Below are 25,996 nucleotides of genomic sequence, written 5' to 3' on the forward strand. Positions count from 1 at the left end.
CGCCGGAGCCGGACCGCCGCGAGCCGTTCCCGTCGTGCTGCCGGGCGGGGGTCGGGGTGGCGTCGATCTCAGCGGACACGTCGGTGATTCTCGCACTGTCCGTCGGCGCGCCGTCCGACCGTCCGCTCGGTGACCCGCACCGCGAGCCCCTGCGCGAGATAGAACCGCAGGTCGCGAGGTAGAGCTCCGGGAGTTCTACCTCGCGACCTGCGGTTCTACCTCGGCGTCAGAGGACGAGCTCGGGCTGGAGCTTCGTCACCGTCCACACGCGCTGGCGGCGCGCGGCGACGGTCGTCAGGGCGAGCGCCCCCGCGAGCACGACGGCGAGGACGGTGACGTCGCGCGCGACGGTCGCCAGGTTCCCGCCGTAGAGGAGCTGCCGCAGTCCCTCGACGGCGTACGTCATGGGCAGGAACCGGTGCATCCCCTGGAGCGGCTGCGGGATCGTCTGCCACGGGAACGTGCCGCCCGCGGTGACGAGCTGGACCAGCATCAGCACGAGCCCGAGGAACTGGCCGGCCGCGCCGAGCCACACGTTGAGCGCCTGGAGGATCGCGACGAACGTCGCGGACACGAGCACGAGGAACAGCGCGGTGCCTACGCCGTGCACGGGGTCGATGTCGAGCGCGAACTTCGTCACCGTGAACATCGCCGCGACCTGCACGACGCCGATCGCGGCCGGGGTGAGCCATCCTCCGAGCGCCGTCGCGAGCCCCGAGCGCCCGGCCGCGAGGGCGCGCGTCGAGAGCGGGCGCACGAGCAGGAAGAGCACGTACGCGCCGATCCACGTCGCGAGCGAGAGGAAGAACGGCGCGAGGCCGCCGCCGTAGGTGCCCGCCGAGGCGAGCGCCTCGTTGCGCACCGACACCGGGTTGCCGATCGTCTCGGCGGTGTCCTGGCGCGTCTGCTCGTCGAGGTCCGGCACCTGACCCAGGCCCTCGGCGAGCCCGTCGCGCAGCTGCGTGACGCCGTCGACGAGCTCGCCCGACCCGTCGCGCAGCTGCGCGGTGCCGTCCGCGAGGCTGCTCGCGCCGTCGGACACCTGGGCGGTGCCGTCCGCGAGCCGCCCGACGCCGTCGACCAGCGCGGGCGTCGCGGCGGCGAGCTGCCCCGTCCCGTCGGCGAGCCTCGTCGCGCCGTCGGCGGCGGTCGAGATGCCGGACGTGAGCTGCGGCGTCGCGGCGGCGAGCGCGCCCGCGCCGTCGGACACCTGGCGCGACCCGTCGGCGAGGCGGTCGAGCTGCGCGGACGCGCCCTCGACCTGGTCGACCGCGCCCTGGACCTGCTGACGCTGGGCGTCGAGGACCGGGGCGACCTGCGACTGCACGTCGGCGCGGACCGTGTCGGCCTGCTCCTGCGTGAGGACGCCCTGGTCGACGAGCTCGCCGAGACGCTCGTCGAGCGCCGTCCCCACGTCGTCCCGGACCGTGTCGAGCGCCGGGAGCACCTGCTCGGCGGCGTCCGCGGCCTGCTGCCCGTACTGCGCGACCTGGGCGTTGCCGTCAGCGACCTGGGCCGCGCCGTCGGCGAGCTGCCGCGTCTGGTCGGGCAGCGACGCGGTGCGGTCCCGCAACGTGCCGAGGCCGGTCGCGAGCTGGTCCGCGCCGTCGTCGAGCTGCCCGGCCGCGTCCGCGAGAGGCCCGACGCTCGAGCGCAGCGTCGCCGCGCCGTCGGCAGCCTGCGCCGCACCGTCCGCGAGCGTGTGCGCGCCGTCGTCCGCGGTGACCAGGCCGTCCCGGAGCTGAGTCGACCCGTCGAGGAGCTGGTCGGCGCCGTCGACCGCGTCGGCGAGGTTCGTGTGGATCGACGCGAAGCCGCGCAGGAAGGTGTCGGCCGCCTCCGTCCCGACCTGCGACGCGATCGAGTCGCGCACCTTCCCGACGATCTGGTCGGCGATCGTGCGCGCGAGGTAGTTGTTGGCGTCGTTCGTGACGAGCGTGAGGCTCGCCTGCTGCGGCTCGAACTGGCCCGCCGACGCGAGGTCCGCCGAGAACGTCGGGCCGATGACGAGCGCCGCGTCGTAGCGGCCGGAGCGCACGCCGTACTCGGCGTCCACCTGGGACGTCTCGACCCAGCCGAACCCGCCGTCGTCGAGGAGCTGGTCCGCGACGTCGCGCCCGAAGTCGCGCTCGGTCGTCGCGCCGCTCTCGGCATCGGTCGTCGTGGTGCCCTCGTCCAGCACGACGAGTGCGGCCGGGATCTCGTCGAGCCGGCCGTAGGGGTCGTGGTTCGCGAAGAGGTAGAGCCCGGCGTAGAGGGTCGGGATGAGGGCCATCGCGAGGATCGCGAGACGCGGCAGCGTGCCCGACGCGAGGCGCCGCAGCTCCGACAGGCCGAGACGGACGGCGGTCATCGGGTCACCTCCGGGGCGGTGCGCAGCGCCACGACGGGCGGGACGGAGAACGAGCCGTGCGCGGGCGGGAGGTCGACGCCGAGGTCGCGCGCGGACGAGCGCGAGCACTGCACGAGGACTCCGAGGCCGGACGCCGCGAGCGTCTGCGCGACCTCCCACCACCCGCTGGGCTCTCCTCCGTGCCGGTCGGGCAGGGTGAGGACGAGGAAGCGCACGCCCTCGCGCTCGGCCGCGAGCGCTGCGAGCAGCGCGGTCCGGACGACGCCGGGCACCTGGTCGAGCCGTCGTCCGCGGTCCGTCGCCAACGAGTGCTCCGCGAGCCACCGGGTCACGTCCGTCGGGAGGCTGCGCCGCCCGGCGAGCGCCAGGCCCTCGGCGACGACGGCGGCGACGGTCAGCGCGTCGTCGGGCTCGCTCACGCCGGGCACGTCGACGACGGCGCTCACCGCGCGCAGGTCGGCAGCCCGCGCGGTCCCGGGCTCGCTGTGCGCCCCCGAGGGCGACGGTTCGAGGCGGACCTCGCCCGCGCTCGGAGCGAAGCGCCCGGTCGCGACCAGCGCGAGCGCGGTGTGCCCGTGGCCGGGCTCTCCCGCGACGAGCACGGCCTCGCCCGTGCGCCACTCCAGGTCCAGGGGCTCGAGCATCGGCTCGCGCCGCCCGTCGACGCGCACGCCGGCGAGGGTGATCTGCACCTCGGGACTTCCTTCCTGCGAGGACGACACCGACCGGTCCGCCTCCGCCCGCCTGCGCCACCGGCCCTCCCGGCAGCGTGCCCGGGTGCCGCCTGCGGCGCTCGTTGACTATGTGTCAACAAGAGTACGAGCCATATTGACTTCGAGTCAACAGCCGCGTAGAACGGTGCCATGAGCACCTCCCCCGCGACCGGCGAGCACCCGACGCGCAGCCGCACGCGACGTGAACCGGCCGACCGACGACGCGAGCTCCTCGACGCCGCGGCCCGCCTCGCCGACGAGCAGGGTCTCGACGCCCTGACGCCCGCCGCCGTCGCGTCCGGCGCCGGGGCGTCCAGGGCCCTGGTCTTCCACTACTTCGGCTCCACGTCCGGGCTGCGCCGCGCCGTCGTGCTCGAGGCCGTCGCCGAGCTCGAGCGCGCGACCGTCGCCCCCGAGGACCGCCCCCTCGCCGAGCGTCCCGCCCGCGCCGTCGCGGCCTTCCTCGACACCGTGGAGTCGCGCCGCCGGGTCTGGCAGGACCTGTGGCGCGGCACGCTCGGCGACGACCCGGCCACGCAGGAAGCCCTCGCCGCGGTGCGTGCGGGCCTCGTCCTGCGGATGACGACGACCGCGACGACCGTCGGGGGCGTGCCCACGCCGCGTTGGGACCTGCTCGTCGGCGGCTGGGTCGCTCTCGTCGAGAACGTCACCGCGGCGTGGCTCGGCGGCAGCGACCTCACGCGCACCGAGATCGAGCGGCTCGTGCTCGCGAGCACGGTCGTCCTCGTGCCCGAGCTCAGCGAGCCCGCACGCAGCGTCGTGCTCGGCATCGCCCGCGCGAACTCGGGCGCGGCGGGCTAGCGTCGGACCCGGCGGCGGGTCGTGCCCGCCACGGTCGTCGAGAGCGGAGGCACCCTATGCGCGTGGTGGTCGTCGGGGCGAGCGGGAACGTCGGGACGGCGCTGCTGCGCCGCCTCACGGAGGAGCCCGTCGTGACCTCCGTGGTCGCGGTCGCACGGCGCGTGCCGCGCGCCGACGGGTCGAGCACCGTGCGGTTCCCCCACGACGTCGCGACCTGGCGCTACGCCGACGTGGCCGCGAGCGACGCCGACGAGCGCCTCGACGCCGCCGTCGCCGGTGCCGACGTCGTCGTGCACCTCGCGTGGGCGATCCAGCCGAGCCACGACCGGCGCTACCTGCGCCGCGTCAACGTCGAGGGGACGCGGCGCGTGACGGCGGCCGTGCGCCGCGCCGGCGTGCAGCACCTCGTCGTGGCCTCCTCCGTCGGTGCCTACTCCCCCGCGCGCTACGCGGGCGAGGCGCGCGACACGCCCGTCTCCGAGGCCTGGCCCGTCGAGGGCATCCCGGGGTCGTCCTACTCCGAGGACAAGGCCGCGGTCGAGTCCCTGCTCGACGACGTGGACCGCGAGACCGGTCTCGTCGTCTCGCGCGTGCGGTCGGCCCTCGTCTTCCAGCGCGACGCGGCGTCCGAGATCTCCCGCTACTTCCTCGGACCGTTCGGCACGCGCGTGCTGCGCCGCGAGCCCCTCCCGACCGTGCCGCTCCCCGGCGGGCTGCGCCTCCAGGTCGTCCACGCCGACGACCTCGCCGACGCGTACGCGCGCATCGTCGTCGGGCGCCACCCAGGGCCGTTCAACGTCGCCCACCCGACCGTGCTCACCGCGCAGGACGTCGCCGACGTCGTCGCGGACGGCTCGTGGCGCGAGGTCCCGTTCGGCACGGCGCGCACCGCGCTGGCGGCGGCGTGGCGCGCGCGGCTCGTCCCGGTCGGCGAGGGCTGGCTCGACATGGCGATGCGGGTCCCCGTGCTCGACACGACGTTCGCGAAGGAGCTGCTCCGCTGGGCGCCGGTCCACGACGCGAAGGACACGCTCGCCGAGCTCGTCACGGGTATCCGCGACGGCGCCGGCACGTCGACCCCGCCGCTCGTCCCCCGCTGACCGCTCAGGCTCTCGCTCCGCTGACGCTGGGCGCCCTGACGCGCCGAACCCGGGGTTACCGGGCGCTCACGGACGTGAGCACGCGGTAACCCCGGGTTCGGCAGAGCGACGGGCATCAGCCCTCGAGCGAGGCGTCCAGCGTGATCGACTCGACGCCCGCGAGCGCCTTCGACACCGGGCACGTCGCCTTGGCGGTCTCGGCCGCCTTCTGGAAGCCGGCCTCGTCGATGCCCTCGACCTCACCGCGGACGGTGACGGCGATGGACGGGATCTTGAAGCCGCCGGCCGGGTCCGGGCCGAGCTCCACCTCGACGGTGACCTCGAGCGCGACGGGCGTCGCGCCCGCCTCGCCGAGCACGGCGGAGAGCTGCATCGCGAAGCACGACGAGTGCGCCGCCGCGATGAGCTCCTCGGGGCTCGTGACGCCGCCGGCGTCGTCCGCGGCACGACGCGGGAACGAGACGTCGTACGTGCCGACCTTCGAGCTCGACAGCTCGACCTGGCCCTGGCCGTCCTGCAGGCCGCCGTTCCAGGCGGTGCGTGCGATACGAGTGGGCATGCGGGTGCTCCTTCGACGTCGTGGGTCCCGGGGACGCGCCCGGGCTCGTCCCGACCGTAACCCGGCACCGCGCCGTCGGGCACCCGGACCATAGAGTGGGCGCCCGTGAGCATCGAGGAGATCCTGGGATTCGTCACCGGCGCCGCGTGCGTGTGGCTCGCGGTGCGGCAGAACGTGTGGACGTTCCCCGTCGGGCTGGCCAACAACGTCGTGTTCCTCGTGCTCTTCACCGGCACGGGCCTGTACGCCAACGCCGGCCTGCAGGTCGTGTACCTCGTGCTCGGGGCGCTCGGCTGGTACTGGTGGCTGCGGGGCGGGCCGGGGCGGGGAGCGCTCGTGGTGCACCGGACGCCGCGCGCCGCCTGGGTGGTCGGGCTGGTCGCCGCGGCCGTGTGCACGGCGGTGCTCGTCGCGGTCCTCACCGCGTGGACCGACTCGACCGTGCCGTTCTGGGACGCGCTCACCACGTCGTCGAGCCTGCTCGCCCAGACGATGCTCGGGCGCAAGTGGATCGGGAACTGGTGGGTGTGGATCGCCACGGACGTCGTGCTCGTCGGCCTCTACGCGAGCCAGGGTCTCTGGCTCACCGCCGTGCTCTACGTCGGCTTCGTCGTGCTGTGCGTCCAGGGGTTGCGCGAGTGGTCGGCGGCGCGCGCGCCCGGTCCAGGCGTCGCCGCCGAGGTGCGGCCCGGTCCGGGCGCGGCCGTCGTGCCCGACGACGCGGGGTCGGGCTCGCCCGTGCCCGACGACGCGGGGTCGGGCCGGTGAGGGAGTTCGCCCACGGCCTCGTGATCGGGAAGTTCTACCCGCCGCACGCGGGCCACCTCCAGCTCGTGCGCACCGCGCTCGCCCGCTGCGAGCGCGTCACGGTGCAGGTGCTCGCCTCGACGCGCGAGTCGATCCCCGCCGCGCTGCGCGCCGACTGGCTGCGCGCCGAGGCGCCGGGGGCGCACGTCGTGCACGGGCTCGACGACGCGCCCGTGGACTACGCCGACCCGCACGCGTGGGACGAGCACGTCAAGGTCATGCAGGCGCTCCTCGACCCCGATGACCCGCCCGTCGACGCGGTGCTCACGTCCGACCGCTACGGGATCGAGCTCGCGCGACGCTTCGACGCGACGTGGGTCCAGGTCGACCCGGACCGTCGGAACCTGCCGGTCTCCGGGTCGGCGGTGCGGGCGGACCCGGCCGCGCACTGGTGGGCGCTGCCCGCGGGCGTGCGGTCCTGGTACGTGCGGCGCGTCGTCGTGCTCGGCGCCGAGTCGACGGGATCGACGACGCTCGCGACCGACCTCGCCGCGCACCTCGGCCTCGACCCCGTCCCCGAGTTCGGCCGCGAGTGGTCCGAAATTCGTCCGGGCGGTCTCACGGCGCCGTGGCACACGGCCGAGTTCGACCTCGTCGCGCGCGAGCAGGCGCGGCGCGAGGACGACGCCGCCGCGGCCGCGCCCGTCCCCCTGCTGGTCTGCGACACCGACGTCCTCGCGACGACCCTGTGGCACGAGCGCTACGTCGGCGACCGCTCCCCGAGCGTCGAGGCGCTGGCCGCCACCCGACGCCCCGACCTCTACGTCCTCACGGGCGACGAGATCCCGTTCGTCCAGGACGGCCTGCGCGACGGCGAGCACGTGCGCCACGCGATGCAGGACCGCTTCCGCCAGGTTCTCGCCGCGACGGGGCCGCGCCTGGCCGAGCCGGCCGACGTCGTCCACCACCTCGGCCCGGCTGAGCTGCCCTCCGCGGACGGCGACCACCCCGGCGTCCCGTGGTTCGAGATGCGCGGCGACCGGGCGACCCGGCTCGCGGACGCGCTGGCCGCCGTCGTACCGCTGCTCACGACCCCGCGGTACGTCGCCGACCCGCTCCCCCAGGCCGGCACCGACGCCTACTGACGGCGGCCCGTCGTCGAACCCCGGGTTGTGCGCCGCTCACGCCTGGCGTGGCCGCACAACCCAGGGCTCGGCGTCGAACCCCGGGTGACGCGCCGCTCAAGCCTGGCATGGCCGCACAACCCGGGGCTCGGCGTCGAACCCGGGGCGACGCGCCGCTCGGGCGAGACGGGAGCCGAGCGGGGTGGACGGGTGGTGGCGGCGGGTCGTGGTGGGCGCTGACTGGATGGCCGGGAGGTCCGTGCGGCGGATGGTAGACCCGCCGCCGCCACCCGGGAACCCCGCGGACCCGCACCGCGCAGACGACCTGTGGACCACCTGCTCACCGCCGACGAAGGATGGCAGGATCGGCCCGTGACCGATCTCGAGCACGTGTCCTCCGCGCCGACGCGCCCGCAGCCCTCGGGGGGCACGGACGGTCGCGACCCGTTCGCCCTGGGTGTCGACGACCTGTTCGGCACGCCGGTCGCGGACGCGGCAGGGGCCGACGGCGAGACCCGCACGGGGCTGCCGCTCGACGAGAAGCTGCGGCAGGCGTACTTCTGGGTCGTCAACCACGCGATCATCAGCCCGCACTACGACGTCGAGTTCTCGGCACCGGGCGCCGCGGAGACGAGCTTTCGGCTCGGCGACTCCAAGGCGCTGCTGAACCTCCCGAGCGACCAGTCGTACTCGAGCTTCGTGCTGCTCCCGCTGCTGACGTTCGCGGTGCGGGGCCGGTGCCTGATGATCGGCGGGCCGGGTCGCGGCAAGACGGCGAGCGCCGTGCTCATGGGCGTGCTCGCGGGCTACCCGGTGCGCGAGGTGCGGCGAGCGATGCAGCACGGGCACCCGCAGCTCACGGTGTCGGACCTGTTCGGGACGCCGCTGCCGAAGGACCTCGTGCAGGCGGACAGCCTCGCGGACGTGGACGTCGCGTGGCGGTCGTGGCTCGGCATGCGCGTGAAGATCGTCGACGAGTACAACCGCATCCCGACGCGCACCCAGTCGGCGCTGCTCACCGTCCTCGCGGACGGGTACGTCGAGGTGTACGACCAGGTCTACGAGACGGGCGACGCCGCCTGGTACCTCACCGCGAACGACGACGCGGGCGGCGGCACGTACCAGGTGGTCGACGCGCTGCGGGACCGGATCGACGTCGTCGTGCACGCGATGCCGTTCAACAACCGCTTCCTCGGCGATCTCGTGGCCCGCGCGGAGCGGCGCGTGCGTCCCGAGGAGAACGTGCCGCCGGAGATCGTGTTCGACGCCGCGGAGCACGCCGCGCTGCACGCCGCGATCCTCGCCGTGCCGCTCCCGGAGCCGGTGCGCCGCCGGCTCGAGTTCTTCGCGAGCCAGCTGGAGGTGCTCGAGCGCGCGGGCTGGCAGTTCGAGTACCGGACGAAGGACACGGCGCGCGTCGCGGGCGTCGACCCGCACCTCGTCGCGACGTCGGACACGGGCCGCGACCGCCTGGGCGACGTCGGCGCGCAGACGCTCAACGGGCTGTCGGTCCGCGCGCTGCAGTCGCTCGTCGCGTACGCGAAGGCGATGGCGTACTTCCGCGGCAACGCCGAGGTGGACCTGGCCGACCTGCGCGCGGTGCTCCCGTTCGTGCTCCACGACAAGCTGCTGCCCGACCTCCGGTCCGCGCCGTTCGACGACCGCGACCGCGAGCCGCTGCGCTCGGACCGGGTGTCGTGGATCCGCGACCTGTTCGACACCGCGTGCCGCCAGTACGACGCAACAGGGCTCGACGACCGGGACGACGTCGGCGACATCCTCCGCGAGGTCGGCGCGGGGCTCGAGGGACTGCCCGAGGCGGACGTGCTGCGACGCCTCGCACGCATCGAGACCGTGCTCGCGTCCTGGCAGCAGCACGCCAAGCTCCACGGGCACCTCTACGAGGACGCGCTCGCCCTGAAGTACGCCCACCAGCGGTACACCAACTACCTCACGTGGCTGCGCTGGAGCGGCACGTGACGCTGCCCGACGCCGCCCGGTCGCCCGAGTCCGCCACCGCGGCGGACACCTCGAGCCCGCCTGTCACCTCGAGCCCGCCTGTCACCACGAGCCCGGCGTTCGCGAGCCGCGCCCTCGCGGCCCGGGACCGGTACGACGCGGTGCTCGCCCGCGCGCTCGCGCACGGTGCGGACCGGGACCTGCTCGCGGACGCCGTGCGCGAGGTCGCGGTGGCCGCAGAGCCCCTGGGCGCACAGCTCGATCCGGACGCGTTCGCCGCGACGTGCGACGCGCTCGTCGATGTCGCCGCGCGGCTCGTGCCGGCGCGCCGCTGGCGCACCGGCGGTCCTGAGCGGGCGGCCGTCCTGGAGGTCGTGCCGCGCCTGTCGCCGTGGCTCGCGGCCGCGCCCGGGGTGACGGTCGCGGCCGTCGTGGACGCCGCACGGGCGATGGGTGGCGGTCCCGGCTCCCGGGGCGACGTCACCGCATGGGGGCGGCGCGTCGTCGACGCCTCGCACGCGACGGCGCGGTCTCCGCTCGCGGGCGACGCGGTCAGCCCGACCGGCACGACCAGCCCGACCAGCACGGTCAGCCCGACCGGCACGACCAGCCCGACCAGCACGGTCAGCCCGACCGGCACGACCAGCACGAGACCGGCCGACCTGATCCGGGGCGCGGTGCTCGTCGCCGCGTGGCGCAGCGGCCTCGTGCGCTACCGCGCCGCCGCTCTCGACGCCGCGCAGCGCCTGCCCGACGAGGTCGCGCGCGCCGCGCTGTCGCTCGCCGGCTCCGCGGACGACACCACCGGGCCCGCCGCGCCGGGCGACGTCGGACCGGGTGACGCAGACGTGCAGTCCGTCCTCGACCGGCACGCCGCGGACCCGTGGTGGTGGCCGGACCGCAGCGGCGGCGACAGCGCCGCGCCGACCGTCCTGCTGCGAGGCGTGCACGGACCCGCTCAGGTGCTGGGCCGGTTCGGCGGGTTCCGGGGGTTCGGCGGCCCGTGGCTCTCCCCGGCGGTCGTCGTGGGCGCGGACGCGCGGCACCCGGGCGTGCGATGGCTCCTGCTCGCTCCCGACGGTGCCGGGACGGTCGACTGGACGCTCGTCGCCGACGTCCACGGGTCCTTCGTCGCCCGGGCACCGCGAGCCGAGGAGCCGGTCGCCCACCTGGACCCGGGCGGCGTCTTCTGCGCGGGCGGCGGGGCTCCGGCACCCGCGCGCGAGGAGGACCTGGCGGACCTCAGCGGTTCGGCGTCTGTCGACACGCCGTCGGGCCGGCTGATGCTGGTGAGCCGCACCGGGTCGTACGACGTCCTCCTCGTGCGGTGGCCGCGGTGAGCGGGCCCGCGGCGTCCGCGGACGGCGCGCCGCCGGACCGGGTGACGGACGAGATCGGTGTGCTGCGGCAGCGCTGGCAGGACGCGTGGCCCGAGGCGCTCGCCGCCTGGGGGCGCTTCACGCGCCTCGGCGCCCCGACGCTGCACGGCCCGGGAACGACCCCGGCGGACGTGGGCTCGTTCGCCTGGTTCTCGACGACGCGCGTGAGCGTGCACGTGGACCTGTCGGACGTCGTCGCGCTGGGGATCCAGGACCACGCCGTCGCGGTCCTCGCGCACGAGGTCGGGCACCACGTCCTGTCGCCGGGCGACCTCACGACGAGCGCGCTCCTCGTCGCGCGCACGCGCGCCGGGCTCGTGGACCAGGACCAGCTCGCGTCGCTCACCGCGAACCTGTGGAGCGACCTGCTCATCAACGACCGGCTGCAGCGCCGCGCGGGGATCGACATGGTCGGGCTGTGGCGCGCGCTCGGGCCGGGCACGAGCGTCGTCATGCAGACCGTGCTCCGCGCGAACGAGATCCTCTGGGGTCTGCCGCGCGGCGACCTGGCCTCTGGCGAGCTCGAGGTTCCCGAGCGCGAGGCGACGCTCGTCGCGCGCCTCGTGCGCGCGTACGCGGACGACCCTGTCGGCGGTGCGGCCGGGTTCGCCGTGCTGCTGCGCACGCTGCTCGCGTCGGAGGCGGGTTCCGACGCCACCTCCCGGGACGCACGGCGCCAGGATCGACCGGGGCGGGGAGACCGCGAGGCGCGTCGGCGACACCTGCAGCGCCGCCGGTCCTCGCTGCCCCAGGTGGTGTGCGGGCAGGACGAGGCCGCCGGTGCCGTGCCGGGTGGCCTCGCGACCGACCCGCGCGCCGTCGCACCCGTGCAGCACCCCGCGCTCGACCCCCGCGTGGTCGGAGACCTCGGCCTGGGCCCGGACGACGGCGCACCCACGACGCCGGACGCGGGGTCCCCGGGCATCGGTCAGGAGGGGGACGGCACCGGTGCGCACGACGCGCCGGGCCAGAGCCTCGCGCCCGCCGACTACGCCGCGACGCTGCGGCTGCTGGGGCTCACGTCCGACGCCGCTGCGTCGGCCCGGCGCTGGTACCGCGAGCACGCCGCGCCGCTCCTCGTGCCGTTCCCGGTGCGTGAGCACGTCCGCGCGTCGGAGCCGCTGCTCGGCGCGCACGAGCAGTGGGACGTCGGTGACGACCTGGGCGAGGTGGACTGGACGGGGTCGCTGCTGCGCTCGCCCGTCGTCGTGCCCGGCTTCACGACCGTGCGGCGCTCCGTCGACGAGGACGCGGGCGACGAGCCCGACCGGGTCCCCGTCGACCTCGACCTGTACCTCGACTCGTCGGGGTCCATGCCCGACCCGTCGCAGCGCGTCGCGCCGATCGCGCTCGCCGGGGCGGTGCTCGCGCTCTCGGCCCTGCGCGCGGGCGCTCGCGTCCAGGCCACGACGTGGAGCGGCCCGCAGCAGATCGCCGGAACCGACGGCTTCGTGCGCGACGAGGACCGGGTGCTCGACGCGGTGGTCGCCCACTTCGGCGGGGGCACCTCGTTCCCCGTGCCGCTGCTCGAGCGCACCCACCTCGGCGACCCCGGGACCGGCGCGCCGCCGACGCGCACGCGCCCGTGCCACGTCGCCGTCATCTCGGACGACGGTGTCGTGACGATGTTCCCCGACGCGGTGCGCCCCCGCTGGGCACGACCGGACGGGAACGAGCTCGTGGCCCCGCACGAGAGCGTCGCCGCGAGGTCGGTCGCGGCAGCAGCCGGCGGCGGGACGCTCGTGCTGGACACGACGGACGCGACCGCGGACCAGGTCCGCGAGTACGCCGTCGGCTACCGGGTGCACGCCGTGCGGACCCAGGAGGACCTCGTCGCGTTCGCGCGGGCGTTCGCGCGAGAGCTGTGGGGCGCCGCGCCCGGCGTCGACCGACCGGGAGGAGCCCACCGTGGCCGATGACCGCACCGGCACGACGGCCGCGGGCGCGTCGCCCGCGACGGCGGAGGGCCCGGCGCTCGCCGACGTCGTGCGCCGCCTCGCCGACACGCCGCCGGACGTGCTCGACCCCGCGGCGGTCGTCGCCGCCCTCGTCGCCGACACCGCCGACCTGCTCGCCGGGCCGCACGCGGTCGGCGTCCTGCAGCCGGACGCACGACGCGCGGTCGACGAGCTGTGCGTGATCGCGCCCTACGCGGCGCTCGCGGGCACCGTGTGCTGGCTCCTGCGCGACGAGCGCCTGCGCTCCGCCCCTGCCCTCCGGGCCGCGGCGACGCCCGCCGCGCTCGTCGGGCTCGTGTCCCGGCTCGTGCCCGAGCTCGCGACGCTGCGCACCGCGACCACGTGGGTCCACGAGCCGACGGCGCGCGAGGAGCTGGCGCGCGCGGTGCTGCGCGAGCTGGGGCTGCGGCCCGCGGGCGAGAGCCCGGTGGTCGCGCAGGACCGCTGGACCGCCGTGAGCACGGCCGAGCAGCGGCGCATCGCGCGCGAGATGGCCGAGGAGGCGCGGCGGGCCGAGCAGCTCGCGCGCGAGCTCGCGGACAAGCGGGCCAAGGAGGCCGCCGCGCAGTACGCGAACTACTGACCGACGAGCCACCGACCGACGGAGGAGACGTGACGACAGGACCCGGGACCGCTGGCGCGCCGGACGATCCGCGCCCGGACGCCCGTCCGGACGCCCGCCCGCCCGCCACGCCGGACGACGTCCTCGCGCTCGGCGAGTACACGCCGGGCGGGGCGGTCGCGCTCACGGACACCGAGCGCTGGCCCACGCTCGATGCCGCCGGCCGCGAGGCGCTCGACGCCGTCCGCGGTGATCCCGCCGCCCCGGTCTGGGTCCACGTCACGGGAGACCGGCTGCGCCCCGACGACCTGCCCCTGCTCGACGACGTCGCCGCACGTCTCGCGTCGGGGTCGTCCGACCAGGACTCGCCCGGCGAGCCACCCGGCTGGGTGCGGGACCTCGTGGCCCGGGCGCACGCCGTCGTGCCGCGGTACCGGCGCGCTCGCGACCGCGGCGAGAGCGGCGTCGCCTCGCCGCTGACCGACGTCACGCCGGTCTCGCGCGACGACCTGCGTCGCGACGTCGCGGCGTTCGTGCCCGTCGACGTGCCGCTCGGCCGCGTGCTCGAGGGCACCAGCTCGGGAAGCACGGGTGCCGCGGTCCGCATCCCGCTGCACCCGGTGACGGTCGCGGCCGACCTCGTGCTCCTCCAGCACCTCGTCACGGACGCCGGTGCGACGTGGGAGCCGGAGCCCGGCCGGTTGGGCCTGATGAACCTCGTGGACCAGCGGCAGGCGTTCACCTACGCGTCGGCGATGACGGGGTTCCGGCGCGAGCCCGGCGTCGCCGCCCCCGGCATGGCGCGCGTCAACCTCGACCCCGGCGCGTGGACGCGGCCCGGCGACCGCGAGGCGTTCCTCGCGGCGCAGGACCCCCAGGTCGTGTCGAGCTCGCCGCTCCCGCTCCTCGCGCTCGCCCGGCTCGCCGAGGCCGGGCTCGACGTGCACCCGGTCGCGCTCGTCAGCGGGGCCGCGCACCTGTCCGACGTCGCACGGTCGCGCCTGCGCGCCACGTGGGACGTGCCCGTGGTGGACCTCTACGGCCTGCGCGAGACCGGGGCCGTCGCGTCGCGCGTCGACGGCGGCCCGTTCGTCGTCGTGCCGGGCCGGCGCGTGTGGGTCGAGGTCCTCGCCGCCGACGGCACCCCGGCCCCCGAGGGCGGCCGCGGCGAGGTCGTCGTCACGGTCGACGAGAACCCCTACCTCCCCCTGCTGCGCTACCGCACGGGCGACCACGCGCGCCTCGTCCGGCGTGGGGACCGGGTCGAGCTCCACGACCTGGAGGGCCGCTCCCCCGTGCGGTACCTGCGGTCCGACGGCGCCTGGGTGCCGTCGGTCGACGCCGCCCAGCACCTCCAGGCGCAGGGCATGGCCGCGTGGCAGCTCCACCAGCACGCCGACGGGAGCGTCGTGCTCGACGTCGTCCCCGACGCCCGGGGCGCCGCCGGGGCGACGGTCGCCCGGGAGGCGGGGGCCGCCGTCGGGCACCTGCTGGACAGGCCCGTCACCGTGCACGAGGTGAGCCCGGCCCGGCTCGGCGACGGCCGGGCCCGGCGCTGGTCCAGCGACGTGCCCGGCGGCGCGGCGTGACGCCTCAGCCCAGCGTGCCCCTCGGTCGGTACACGATCGACGACGCCCGGTTGTCCATGGAGCCCATCGTCGCGCAGCTCGGCGTGCAGTTGCGGCGGTCGCCGCCGTAGCTGTACCCGTCGTAGAAGGTGCTCCAGCACCCCGCGAACGACTCGGCCGAGCTGATGACGTTGTTCTGGAGGAAGTTCGCCAGGTTGGAGAACCCGTAGGTCGACCCGGAGAAGCACCCGTTGGACCCCTTGCCCCACAGGAGGGTCTGGCTGCCCTTGTAGCCGGCGTCACGGTGGATCAGCCCGAGCACGAGCGAGGACGCGGCGGCGGCGGTGGTCCGCGCGTCGGCCGTGGTGCCGGCCTCCGCCGTGCTGCGGGCGTTCGCGGCCTCCACGGCGGCGCGCACGCGAGGGAGGTCACCCGCGGCGACACCCTCGGCCGCCGGGACGGGGCTGCCGGTCACGTGGGCGAGCGCGTCCTCGAGCGTGTCGAAGCACTCGGCGAGCGACGGCGGCACGAGCGACGCGTCCTGCCCGGCGACGACGGGCTGCGCCTGCACGGTGCAGACCTCGTCGGCGGCCGGAGCCGCGCCGGACCCCGGACGCTCCCACGTCTTCACGGTCAGGTCGGGTTCGGCGGCCGAGGCCACGGCCGGGACGGCGAGGGCCACGGCGGCGCCGAGGACGGACGCGAGCGCGGCGGACAGGAAGCGGGACGGTCGTCGCTGCATGGTTTCTCCTTCTGCGTGGGCCACGCCCCCGGTGTGTCGCACCCGTGGACCTGACGCGGGAAGGGGCCTCCCACGGGACCGCGTCGTCCCGTGCCCCCCGGGCGGCATCCTAGGTTCCGGTGGCCGTCCTGTCGCGACCGGGAGGACGCTGTCCCTGGGCAACCAGGGCGTCGGGAGGTTACCGTGCAACGGGGGCACCCGTCCGACCGGTCGGCGTCGTCCCGCGAGGCCCACTTACGCTCCCCTCCACCCACCGGTCCAGCCGGGGAAATGAGTGTCGATGAAGCACCGTTCTCTGCCCGTCTCCTTGACCGCGGCCGCCGCGGGGCTCGCGGTCGTCGCCGCGGCCGCCGTCCCGGCCGCCGCCGCCCCACCACCGGACGAACCCGGTGGCCTGGCGGTCCAGAGGAACGCCGGGCTCGAGCCGACCGACAAGGTCGCACCGTCGCTCGCCTCCGCCACCGGGACCGTGACGGCCTTCGTCCAGCTCGACGCGCCGTCGGGCGTCGACCTCGCCGCGCAGGGCGCGAGCCCTCAGGAGGTCGAGGACAACGCGGCCGACGTCGCCACGCTCGCGGACGACGTCGTCCCGCAGCAGGCGACCGCCCGCAGCGCCGGGGCACGCAGCCCTCAGCAGGTCTCGGTGACGAGCACGCTCGTCTCGGGCGTCGTCGTCACGGGCGACGCGGACCGCGTGCGCGACCTCGCGCACGACGACAAGGTCGTCACGGTCTACCGGATCACCCCGAAGAAGCCCACGAACAAGGGCACCGACCTGTTCACGCGCGCCGCCGAGACGTGGCAGAGCACCGGCCTCACCGGCGAGGGCGTGCGCATCGGCATCATCGACACCGGCATCGACTACACGCACGCGGACTTCGGCGGCCCCGGCACGCAGGAGGCCTACGACGAGGCGTACGGCGAGCGCGGCGACGGCCCGGTCCCCGAGGGCACGTACGACGAGCTGAAGTTCCTCGGCGGCCACGACTTCGCGGGCTACGACTACGACGCCTCGGGCACGGTCGAGGGCACGACGCTCGTGCCGTCACCCGACGAGAACCCCATCGATTCGCTCGACACGATCGGCTCGGGCCACGGCTCGCACGTCGCCGGCACCGCCGCCGGCTACGGCGTCACGGCCGACGGCACGACGTTCGACGGCGACTACTCCACGCTGACCGACCTCGCGGACTGGAAGGTCGGGCCCGGCTCGGCGCCGGAGGCGGGCGTGTACGCGCTCAAGGTGTTCGGCGACCTCGGCGGCTCGACCGGCGTCGTCGTCGACGCGCTCGAGTGGGCCGCCGACCCGAACCAGGACGGCGACCTGTCCGACCGCCTCGACATCGTCAACCTGTCCCTCGGCTCGGCCGGCTCCCCCGCCGACGACCCGGAGAACCTCTTCATCGACCAGCTCTCGCGCCTCGGCACGCTGTCCGTCAACTCGGCGGGCAACTCGGGCGACGTGACGGACGTCGGCGGATCGCCGGGCAACTCGCGCTCGGCCCTCACCGTGGCGAACTCGGTGGGGAACACCCAGACGTTCGACGCCGTCGAGGTCGTCGAGCCGGCCGAGCTCGCCGGCACGTACGCGGCGCAGAACTCGGTCGAGTACCGCGGCGAGGAGGACGTGACCGCACCGGTCGCGTTCGTCGCCGACGACTTCTCCGGCTGCACGGCGTACACGCCCGAGCAGGCCGCGGCGGTCGCCGGGAAGATCGCGTTCCTCTACTGGGACGACGACGACGCGACGCGCGCGTGCGGCAGCGCCGCACGCTTCAACAACGCCGAGGCGGCCGGAGCGGTGGGCGTGCTCCTGTCGTCCGAGCTGCAGTCGTTCGTCGCCGGGATCGCCGGCAACCAGAACATCCCCGGCGCCCAGCTCACCGGCCCGAGCCACGCAGCGCTGCGCCCGGCGATCGAGGCGGGCACGGTCGTCCTGACGATCGGGCCGTCGTACGCGATGGCGTCGTTCGTCGAGATCCCCGAGATCGGGGACACGCTGAACAGCGGGTCGTCGCGCGGCGTCCACGGGTCGCTCGGCATCGTCAAGCCCGACGTCGCGGCCCCGGGTACCGGCATCGCCTCCGCGGCCTCGGGTCGCCTCGACGGCGCGGGCATCAAGTCGGGGACGTCCATGTCGGCCCCGCACGTCACGGGCATCGCGGCCCTCGTCAAGCAGGCACAGCCCGGCTGGGGCCCGCAGGAGATCAAGACCTCGGTCATGAACACCGCGACGCACGACGTCTTCACGGGCCCCTCGGGGACCGGCACGGCCTACGGGCCGGAGCGCGTCGGGTCCGGGCGCGTGGACGCGCTCGAGGCGGTGAGCAACACGACGCTCGCCTACGCCTCGCAGGCGTCCGAGCTCGTGTCCGTCGCGTTCGGCGTCGTCGACGTCGGCGCGACGACCGTGACGAAGCGCCAGGCCGTCACCGTCCGCAACACCGGTGACGCCGCGGTCACGTACGCGACCGGCTTCACGTCGTCGAGCACGGCCGGCGGCGCGACGGTCTCCGTGGCACCCGCGACGGTCACCGTCCCGGCCGGGCAGCAGACGGTCGTCACCGTGACCCTCACCGCGGACCCGGCGACGCTCGCCAAGGAGCTCGACCCGACGTCGTCGGCCGACTCCGGCCTCGGCGTCCCGCGCGACTTCGTGTCGTCGGTGAGCGGGCGCGTGGTCCTCACGCCGACCGACGGCAGCAGCGAGCTCCGCGTGCCGGTCCAGGCGTCGCCGCGACTGGTCAGCGACCTCACGGCCAAGCCGGTCACCTTCGGGGCGCAGGCCGACACCGCCGAGCTCGACCTGGACGGCCGGGGCGTCGCCTCGGGCGGCTGGTTCTCGCTGCTCGCGCCGTTCGAGCTCAAGGCCACGAGCCCGCGGCTCGAGGCCGACGCGTCGGAGGGCACCTCGGCCACGGCCATCGCCTCGACGGACATCCGCGCGGTCGGGTTCACCTCGACGGCGCCGCAGCTCGCCGCGGCGGGCGACGACCCGGCCGACGGCACCATCGGCATCGGCGTCGCGGTCGACGGCCCGTGGGCGAGCCTCGGCTCGGCCGCGAGCCCGTCGGTCGAGGTCGACGTCGACTCCGACGGGTCGTCGGACTTCGAGGTCTCGGTCCTCAAGTACAACGACGAGACCGACCTCACCCTCGCGGCGACGTTCACCCTCAAGGACTGGACGGCACCCGACGGCACGGAGTACGAGGCCGGCGACAACATCGACCTCCAGCCGGTCAACTCCCTGTGGGGCGACGTCGACACCTCGGTGTTCGACAACAACGTCGTCGTCATCCCGGTGGGCATCGGCTCGCTCGGGATCGAGGAGGGCACCGTCCCGACGTTCCAGGTGCGGACCTACTCGCCGTACGCGTCCGGCGACGACCAGCTCGTCGACGCCACCGACACGTTCACGGGCGACCCGTACGACCCCGCCTACTGGTTCGAGGGTGAGGACGAGCTGGTCTACCTCGGCGCGGACGACGCCCCCGTCACGGTGCACCGGTCGGAGGCCGCCGCCGAGGAGGGCAGCGGCAAGCTGCTGCTGCTCCACCTGCACAACGCGACGCCGGGCAAGCGGTGGCAGACCGTGGACGTCACGACGTCCGACGCCGCCGTCGACGTCGCGGTGACGGCCGAGTCGCGCTGCCTCGCGGGCAAGGCCTACGTGGCCGTCCGCGTGCTCAACGAGTCCGGGGCGCGGGCGGACATCACGGTGGACACGCCGTACGGCGACCGGACGTTCAACAAGGTCAAGGAGGGCAAGAACGCGTACCAGGCGTTCGCCGTCCGCGACACGTCGGTCGAGGCGGGCTCCGTGACCGTCGACGCCACGGCCGAGATCGACGGCGCCGAGGTCACGACGTCGTACGACGCCGCGTACGAGGCACTGAGCTGCTCGTAGGCGACACGGCACGCGGCGAGGGCCGTCACCCGCACGGGTGGCGGCCCTCGCCGTCGCTGACGAGCCGGCGCGGGCACGCGCACGAACCGCTGGTTGCCGAGATAGAGCCCTGGTTGGCGAGATAGAGCCCCGGTCCGTGGACCAGGGCTCTATCTCGCCAACCAGGGCTCTATCTCGGCGGTTCAGGCTCTATCTCGGCGACGGCGGTGTCAGACGCGCGCGCCGAGCCCTTGCAGCTCGAGCACGAGGCCCTTGATCGCCGCGGCGGGGACCTGGGCGTCGTCGGAGGCGACGATCCCCGCGACGGACGCCGGGACCTCCGCGTCCGAACACAGCACGAGCGGAGTATCCGCCGACGACGTCGGCAGGCGCCCGTGCGAGCCCTTCACGTACGACGCGTCGAGCGGCACCGTGCTCATCGCGTAGCGCAGGCCGACCTTCTTCTTCACGAGGTTGAGGCCCGCCTTGGCCTTGGCGAGCCGGTCGGCCGGGTCGAAGAACAGCTCGGCGGGGTCGTAGCCCGGCTTGCGGTGGATGTCGACGCCGCGCGCGTACTCGGGCGCGCGGTCGTCGTCGAGCCAGAAGTAGTACGTGAACCACGCGCCCGGCTCGGCCACGACGACGAGCTCGCCGGACCGCTCGTGGTCGAGCCCGTAGCGGGCCTGCGCCTCGCGGTCGAGCACCTCGTCGACACCGGGCACGGCGCGGAGCAGGTCGGCGACCTTGCGCTGCAGCGCGGTGTCCTGCGGGTCGCCGAGGTACACGTGCGCGACCTGGTGGTCCGCGACGGCGAACGCGCGCGACGCCCACGGGTCGAGCTGCTCCCTGCCGTCCTGCACGTAGACCTCGAGCAGCCCCTCGCGCCGCAGGATGCGGTTGAGGTGCACCGGCCGGTCGACGTCGGCGATGCCGTACTCGGACACCACGAGCACCGTGACGCCCTGGTTCGCGCAGTCGTCGAGGAGCGGCGCGAGCGCCGCGTCGAGCTCGGCCGCCGCGGCGTGCGACCGCGCGTCGTTCGGGCCGAACCGCTGCAGGTCGTAGTCGAGGTGCGGGACGTACGTCATCGTGAGGTCCGGCGCGTGGGTGCGCAGCACGTGCCGCGTCGCGTCGACGATCCAGCGCGACGACGCGATCGACGCCGTCGGGCCCCAGTACGTGAACAGGGGGAACTCGCCGAACCGCTCGACGAGGTCGTCGTGCAGCGCCGGCGGGCGCACGTACGCGTCGGGCGACTTGCGCCCGTCGGCGTGGTAGATCGGTCGCGGGGTGATCGTCACGTCCGTCGACATGCCCATCGCGTACCACCAGCACACGTTCGCGCTGCTGTAGCCGGAGCGCGCCGAGCGCGCCGCCTCCCAGAGCTTCTCCCCCTCGACGAGCCGGTTGTGCTGACGCCACAGGTAGACGTCGCCGAGCTCGCGGAAGTACCAGCCGTTGCCCACGATCCCGTGCTGCGCCGGGCTCAGGCCCGTGAGCATCGTCGACTGGACCGAGCACGTGACGGCGGGGAGGACGGTCCGCAGCTCGGACTGCCAGCCGCCCGCGGCGAGCTGGCGCAGCCGGGGCATGTGGGCGAGCGCGGTCGACGTGAGCCCGACGACGTCGAGCAGCAGCACGGGCTTCATGCGGTCCTCCTGGTCGTTCCTGCGGTGCCGAACACGGGCTTGTCCACCGTTTCGGACGGATTCCGGTAGCCATCCCCGTGCTCGGCGGTGGATGTCCCCGTGGTCGGGCCGAGCTCGCGTACTGCCCAGCGCAGCTCGGCCGCGATGCCCGCGACGAGCGAGTCGGTCGCGGCGCCCTCGGGCAGCACGGACCACGTGTACGTCTCGACGTCGAGGTGCGCCTCGTCGCCGTGCGGCGCCTCCCGCACCGCAGCGACCGCGGCGCGCAGCACGTCCGTCGTCGCCGCGAGCGGCGCCTCGGGCTCGTGGTGCAGCGGCACGTGGAAGTGCACGCGCCACGGCCCCTCCCCCGGCAGCCCGTGCCCGACGCCGTCCCCCGCCGTCCCGGGGTCGCTCGCCCCGGGGTGCCCGACGTCGTCCCGCGCCTCGGGTGTGGAGGTGTCGCCCAGCGCGTCGGGCAGGTCGTCCGCGGGCAGCACGGTTCCGTCGGCGGCGAGCTCGCGGACCTGGTGGATGTAGCGCTTCTCCGCGAAGCGCGCGACGGCCTCGCGCGCGGCCGGGTCGGCGGCGTCCTGCACGTGGAGCGCGGCCGACGCCTGCACCTTGACCACGCGAAGACCTGCGTCGGTGATCCGGCGGACCGCTCCGGCCGGGTCCGCGAACGACACCGCCAGGTGGCACGTGTCGAGGCACACCCCCACGTGCTCGGGGTCGATGCGCCGCCCGGCGTCCGCGTCCGCCCCGGAGCCGGTGCGGGCCGCGAGCCACGTGACGACGTCCTCGACGGTGTCCAGCACACAGCCCGGCTCGGGCTCGACCGCGACGCGCACGGTCTTCCCCGTGCGCTCCCGCAGGTCCCGGAGCCCGGCCGAGAGCTCGACGAACGCGCGGGTCGCCGCGTCGTCGTCGGCCGCGGACCACGGCTCGCGCCACGCGAGCGGGAGCGTCGAGATCGACCCGTCGACGCCGTCGGGCAGCAGGTCCGCGAGGACCTCCGCGCACTCGAGCGTGTATGCGAGCCGCTCGGGGTCGGCCCACGTCGGCGTGTAGACGTCGAGCTTGACGACCTCGGCGTGGAACCCGCCGTACGGGAACGCGTTGAGCGTGTGGACCTGGAGGCGGTGCTCGGCCAGGGCCGCGCGCAGCCGGTCACGGTCCCCGGGCGACCCGGCGAGCCGGTGCGCGAGGACCGCGGGCAACCAGAGGCCCACGCCGAGCACGTCGAGGCCGGCGGCCTCGCGCACGGGCGCGGCGTAGCGCGCGAGCTGGTCGAGGACCCCGTCGAGGTCCTCGGCGGGGTGGACGTTGGTGCAGTACGACAGAAGCACGGTGGAGCAGCTCCGATCCCGGGACGGGCCCGGTCGTCGGTGAGGGACGGGGAGGACGCGCGGGCGGCTCAGGCGCGTGCGCCGCGCAGCACGGACGAGCCCTCGAACTCGACGCCCGGCGTCGGGAGTTCCCCGGCCGCGAACCCCGGGACCGGGTCGAGCACGAGGTTGCCGGACTGCCCGTAGAACTCCACCGGGTTGCGCCACAGCACCGTGTCGACGTCGTCGTCCGAGAACCCGGCGGCGAGCATCGCCTGCCCGGTCTTGAGCGTCTTGAGCGGGTCGGACCGGCCCCAGTCCGCGGCGGAGTTGACGATCATCCGCTCGGTCCCGTGCTCCTGCAGGATCGCGACCATGCGGTCCTCGTCCATCTTGGTGTCCGGGTAGATCGAGAACCCGGCCCACGCCCCGGCGTCGCGCACGAGCGCGACGTTGGTCTCGTTGAGGTGGTCCACGAGCACGTGCTCGGACGGCAGCCCCGACTCGCGCACGACGTCGAGCGTCCGCCGCGTACCCGCGAGCTTGTCGCGGTGCGGCGTGTGCACGAGGACGGGCAGCTCGGCGGCGCGCGCCATCTGGAGCTGGCGCGCGAACACCTCGTCCTCCTCGGGCGTCATCGAGTCGTACCCGACCTCGCCGACGGCGACCACGCCGTCCTTGAGCAGGTAGCGCGGGATCTCGTCGAGCACCTCTCGGCAGCGCGCGTCGTTCGCCTCCTTGGGGTTGAGGGCGATCGTCGCGTGGTGGCGGATCCCGAACTGCGCGGCCCGGAACCTCTCCCAGCCGAGCAGCGCGTCGAAGTAGTCGAGGAACGACCCGACGGTGGTGCGCGGCTGCCCGAGCCAGAACGCGGGCTCGACGAGGGCGCGCACGCCCGCGGCGTACATCGCCTCGTAGTCGTCCGTCGTGCGGCTCGTCATGTGGATGTGGGGGTCGAAGATGCGCATCAGGCGCTCCTTCCGGTGGTGGACGACGTGCCGGGGGTGGCCTGGTCGGGCCGGGTGGGGCCGGTGGTGACGTCGGGGGCGAGGCGCGCGACGTCGTCGGGCACCACGCGCCCCGCCGCCCGCCGTTCCGCGGCGAAGTCGCGGGCCATGCGCGCGAGCTCGTCGTCGGCCCGGTCGTCGAGACCGGCGACGGCGTCGAGGCTCACGCCCATGAACACGAGCTTGAGCACCGCGTGCCGCCACGCGTGCTGGTCGAGGTGCGCGGCGGCGAACGGGCCGACCGCCGCGGCGACGAGGCTCTGGTCGTTGGTGCGCAGCGCGTCCGCGGCGAGCTCGGTCCCGACGACCGCGACGTCCGGGTCGAGCGTCCCCCGCTCGCTCAGCGCGTCGAGGCCGCGCAGGACCCCGCGCCGCTCCGCGGTGTCCCCGTGCTGGTACAGGTCGGCGAGCCGGGCACCGAGCGCGGCACCCCGGTCCGGTCCCAGCGCGTCGGCGAGCGCCACCACGAGCGACGCGCGGGCGGCGTCGTCGACGGTGCCGTGCAGGACGCCCGCGGGGTCCTCGTCCGGGCGCAGGGCCGACCGTCCGACCTTGCGGCCGGCGAGGGCGAACGCACGCGCGGCCGAGCCGGGGTCGCGCGCGACGTCGGCGAGGGCGTCGGCGAGCCAGCGGTCGCCGGGGCTGCCGGTCGCGTCGTCGACCCGGGGGGTCTGGTCCTCGGTCATGGCACCTCCTGGGGGTGGGCGGGGGCGGTACTCGCGGACCACGCGTCGTGCAGCGCTGTCATGCTGCGCCGCGCGAGGCCCGGGGCGTCGTAGGAGTGGCGGGGCAGCTCGACGGCCGCGACGCCGGTGTACCCGACGTCCGCGAGCGTCGCGAGCACGAGAGGCAGGTCGATCTCCCCCTCGCCGAAGGGCCGGTGCTCGTGGTGCGTCGACGGCATGTCGTCGAGCTGGACGTTCGCAAGGTACGGCGCGGCGGCGCGCAGCGCGCCCACCACCCCGTCGGGCTCGACGACGAGGCAGTGCCCGACGTCGACCGTGATGCCGAGGCCGGGAGGTCCCCCGAGGTCCTCGCGCAGCCGCAGCGCGTCGGCGACCGTCTCGACGAGCATCCCGGGCTCCGGCTCGAGCGAGAGCCGCACGCCCAGGCCGTGCGCGTGCTCGAGCAGACCCGGGAGCCGGTCGCGCAGCCGCGCCCACCCGTCGGCCGGGGACGCGTCGTCGGGCAGGACGCCGGAGAAGAACGAGACGCACTCCGCGTCGAGGCCCGCGGCGATCTCGACGGCCCGCTCGAGGAACCGCAGCCGCGGCTCGGCCTCGGCGTCGACGAGCGTCGGGCGGTGCTTGCGGTACGGGTCGAGGAGGAACCGGGTGCCCGTCTCGACGACGACCCGCATCCCCGCGCCGTCGTGCGTCCGCGCGAGACGGGACCGCAGGGCGTCGACGCGGTCGCCCCAGCCGGGGGCGAACGGGTCGAGGTGCGGGAAGCCCAGGGTGAGGGCGACGGCGTCGTAGCCCTCGTGCTCGAGCACGGTGAGCACGTCGTCGAGCGGGTGGTCCGTGAAGCCGTTCGTGCCGTAGCCGAGCGCGAACGGGGGCGTGCCGCGCCCGACGCCGGCGCCCGGCCCGGTCCCGGCGCTCACGTCTCGCTCATCTCGGCCCGGCCGGGACGCCGTCCCGCGCGGCGCACGAGCCGCCCCGCGACCGCGACGCCGGCGAGGGCGAGCGCGGACCCGGCGCTGCCGCCGCGTGCCGCCCACGCGGCCTGGAGGGGCACCATCGCCTGGATGCCGGCGCGCGTCGCGGTGCGCGCGTTGTCGGCGGACGGCGTGAGCGCCGCGTCGAGCTGGCGCGGGAGGCACGACGCGACGTAGGCCCCGGCGGCGGCGAGCGCGGCAGCGCGTGCGGCCGACCCTCGCCGCGCGCTCGGTGAGCCGGTGGGTGCCGGCGCGGCGCGGCGCGCGGAGGTGCGCTCGCGCAGCACCCCCGCGACGACCGCCCCGGCCACCGCGAGCGTCCCGCCCGCGACGCTCGCGGCGACGGGCGTCGTCGTGCCGTGGACCTCGCCGCGCGAGAGCACCGTGACGCCGGCGGTGTGCGCGGCGAGCGCCGTCGCGGCGGGCAGCGCCGCGCGCAGGTGCCCGACCCCCGCGCCGAGCAGCACGTCGAGGCCGCGGCACGCCGCCATGACGACCGGGCCGACGGGACGGTCCTTGGCGACCGTGTCGTAGGTCCACACGGCCGCGGCGAGCGGCACGGCGACGGCGAGCGCGCGGCGTCCGCCACCGGCGGCGGCGAGCCCGATCCCGGCGGCGGTGAGGCCGGTCCCGACCTGGAGCGCACGGCGCGGCGTGACGCGGCCCGAGGGGATGGGCCGCTCGGGCCGCTCGAGCGAGTCGAGGTGCCGGTCGGAGTAGTCGTTGAGCGCCATCCCACCCGCGTACAGGCACGCTGACGCGAGCGGCAGGAGCGCGCGGCGCGGCGTGAACCGGTGGCCGGCGGCCGCCGCGCCGGCGAGCGTGTCGCCGACGACGGACAGGACGGCCGGGGCCCGGACGAGGTCGAGGTGGTCGCGCAGGGTGGGGCTGGTGGGCACGG

The 25,996-nt window shown here is 75.4% G+C and carries 20 protein-coding genes; 10 read left to right on the forward strand and 10 right to left on the reverse strand.

The features are described from left to right. Window positions 1-226: 226 nt before the first annotated feature. Both V5D56_RS00310 and V5D56_RS00315 read right to left on the reverse strand, forming a co-directional pair. Window positions 227-2,353, reverse strand: coding sequence for a YhgE/Pip family protein (locus V5D56_RS00310; protein ID WP_435737081.1), 2,127 nt, complete (start codon window positions 2,351-2,353; stop codon window positions 227-229). Next, complete coding sequence (locus tag V5D56_RS00315) at window positions 2,350-3,045, reverse strand: hypothetical protein (protein WP_435737082.1); 696 nt, start codon at window positions 3,043-3,045, stop codon at window positions 2,350-2,352. Before V5D56_RS00315 ends, V5D56_RS00310 begins: the two co-directional genes overlap by 4 nt. A gap of 171 nt (window positions 3,046-3,216) precedes the next feature. Here V5D56_RS00315 and V5D56_RS00320 point away from each other — a divergent pair, with 171 nt between their 5' ends. Further along, on the forward strand, window positions 3,217-3,888 hold the full coding sequence (locus V5D56_RS00320) for a TetR/AcrR family transcriptional regulator (protein WP_435737083.1): 672 nt from the start codon (window positions 3,217-3,219) through the stop codon (window positions 3,886-3,888). Window positions 3,889-3,944: 56 nt separating this feature from the next. Next, a complete protein-coding gene (locus V5D56_RS00325) occupies window positions 3,945-4,988 on the forward strand; it encodes an NAD-dependent epimerase/dehydratase family protein (protein ID WP_435737084.1) in 1,044 nt (347 codons plus the stop codon). Between the two features lie 115 nt (window positions 4,989-5,103). On the opposite strand, the gene V5D56_RS00330 is transcribed toward V5D56_RS00325, so the two are convergent. Then, window positions 5,104-5,547, reverse strand: a complete 444-nt coding sequence (locus tag V5D56_RS00330) for an OsmC family peroxiredoxin (RefSeq protein WP_435737085.1) — start codon at window positions 5,545-5,547, stop codon at window positions 5,104-5,106. A 105-nt stretch (window positions 5,548-5,652) separates the two neighbouring features. On the opposite strand from V5D56_RS00330, the gene pnuC reads away from it, so the two are divergent. From pnuC to V5D56_RS00365, 7 genes are all read left to right on the forward strand, one after another. Further along, complete coding sequence (gene pnuC / locus V5D56_RS00335) at window positions 5,653-6,315, forward strand: nicotinamide riboside transporter PnuC (RefSeq protein WP_435737086.1); 663 nt, start codon at window positions 5,653-5,655, stop codon at window positions 6,313-6,315. After that, on the forward strand, window positions 6,312-7,439 hold the full coding sequence (locus V5D56_RS00340) for an AAA family ATPase (protein WP_435737087.1): 1,128 nt from the start codon (window positions 6,312-6,314) through the stop codon (window positions 7,437-7,439). The genes pnuC and V5D56_RS00340 overlap by 4 nt, the downstream gene beginning before the upstream one ends. A gap of 351 nt (window positions 7,440-7,790) precedes the next feature. Further along, window positions 7,791-9,398: an ATPase gene (locus tag V5D56_RS00345; RefSeq protein ID WP_435737088.1), complete on the forward strand. Its 1,608-nt coding sequence runs from the start codon at window positions 7,791-7,793 to the stop codon at window positions 9,396-9,398. Beyond that, on the forward strand, window positions 9,374-10,717 hold the full coding sequence (locus V5D56_RS00350; protein ID WP_435737089.1) for a hypothetical protein: 1,344 nt from the start codon (window positions 9,374-9,376) through the stop codon (window positions 10,715-10,717). The genes V5D56_RS00345 and V5D56_RS00350 overlap by 25 nt, the downstream gene beginning before the upstream one ends. Then, window positions 10,714-12,675, forward strand: a complete 1,962-nt coding sequence (locus V5D56_RS00355) for a hypothetical protein (RefSeq protein WP_435737090.1) — start codon at window positions 10,714-10,716, stop codon at window positions 12,673-12,675. Before V5D56_RS00350 ends, V5D56_RS00355 begins: the two co-directional genes overlap by 4 nt. Further along, on the forward strand, window positions 12,665-13,297 hold the full coding sequence (locus V5D56_RS00360; protein WP_435737091.1) for a hypothetical protein: 633 nt from the start codon (window positions 12,665-12,667) through the stop codon (window positions 13,295-13,297). The genes V5D56_RS00355 and V5D56_RS00360 overlap by 11 nt, the downstream gene beginning before the upstream one ends. Before the next feature lie 29 nt (window positions 13,298-13,326). Continuing rightward, window positions 13,327-14,865 (forward strand): AMP-binding protein, encoded by a 1,539-nt coding sequence (locus V5D56_RS00365; protein ID WP_435737092.1) that lies wholly within the window; start codon window positions 13,327-13,329, stop codon window positions 14,863-14,865. A 4-nt stretch (window positions 14,866-14,869) separates the two neighbouring features. On the opposite strand, the gene V5D56_RS00370 is transcribed toward V5D56_RS00365, so the two are convergent. Next, the gene (locus V5D56_RS00370; protein WP_435737093.1) at window positions 14,870-15,586 is read right to left on the reverse strand and encodes a hypothetical protein; all 717 of its coding nucleotides are present in this window, start codon (window positions 15,584-15,586) and stop codon (window positions 14,870-14,872) included. A 280-nt stretch (window positions 15,587-15,866) separates the two neighbouring features. Here V5D56_RS00370 and V5D56_RS00375 point away from each other — a divergent pair, with 280 nt between their 5' ends. Further along, entirely contained in the window at window positions 15,867-19,493 is a 3,627-nt protein-coding gene (locus V5D56_RS00375) for a S8 family serine peptidase (RefSeq protein WP_435737094.1), read from the forward strand. A 209-nt stretch (window positions 19,494-19,702) separates the two neighbouring features. On the opposite strand, the gene V5D56_RS00380 is transcribed toward V5D56_RS00375, so the two are convergent. From V5D56_RS00380 to V5D56_RS00405, 6 genes are all read right to left on the reverse strand, one after another. Then, entirely contained in the window at window positions 19,703-21,121 is a 1,419-nt protein-coding gene (locus tag V5D56_RS00380) for an alkaline phosphatase family protein (RefSeq protein ID WP_435737095.1), read from the reverse strand. Then, window positions 21,118-22,449 carry a metabolite traffic protein EboE gene (eboE, locus tag V5D56_RS00385; protein WP_435737096.1) on the reverse strand — a complete coding sequence of 444 codons (1,332 nt, stop codon included), beginning with the start codon at window positions 22,447-22,449 and terminating at the stop codon, window positions 21,118-21,120. The genes V5D56_RS00380 and eboE overlap by 4 nt, the downstream gene beginning before the upstream one ends. A gap of 68 nt (window positions 22,450-22,517) precedes the next feature. Continuing rightward, a complete protein-coding gene (locus tag V5D56_RS00390) occupies window positions 22,518-23,396 on the reverse strand; it encodes a TatD family hydrolase (RefSeq protein WP_435737097.1) in 879 nt (292 codons plus the stop codon). Continuing rightward, entirely contained in the window at window positions 23,396-24,121 is a 726-nt protein-coding gene (locus V5D56_RS00395) for an EboA domain-containing protein (protein ID WP_435737098.1), read from the reverse strand. The genes V5D56_RS00390 and V5D56_RS00395 overlap by 1 nt, the downstream gene beginning before the upstream one ends. Beyond that, window positions 24,118-25,041: a sugar phosphate isomerase/epimerase family protein gene (locus V5D56_RS00400; protein WP_435737099.1), complete on the reverse strand. Its 924-nt coding sequence runs from the start codon at window positions 25,039-25,041 to the stop codon at window positions 24,118-24,120. Before V5D56_RS00400 ends, V5D56_RS00395 begins: the two co-directional genes overlap by 4 nt. Beyond that, window positions 25,038-25,994, reverse strand: coding sequence for an SCO3242 family prenyltransferase (locus tag V5D56_RS00405; RefSeq protein WP_435737100.1), 957 nt, complete (start codon window positions 25,992-25,994; stop codon window positions 25,038-25,040). Before V5D56_RS00405 ends, V5D56_RS00400 begins: the two co-directional genes overlap by 4 nt. Between the last annotated feature and the right edge of the window lie 2 nt (window positions 25,995-25,996).

The sequence above is a fragment of the Cellulosimicrobium sp. PMB13 genome (assembly GCF_051294865.1).
Classification (GTDB): Bacteria; Actinomycetota; Actinomycetes; order Actinomycetales; family Cellulomonadaceae; genus Cellulosimicrobium.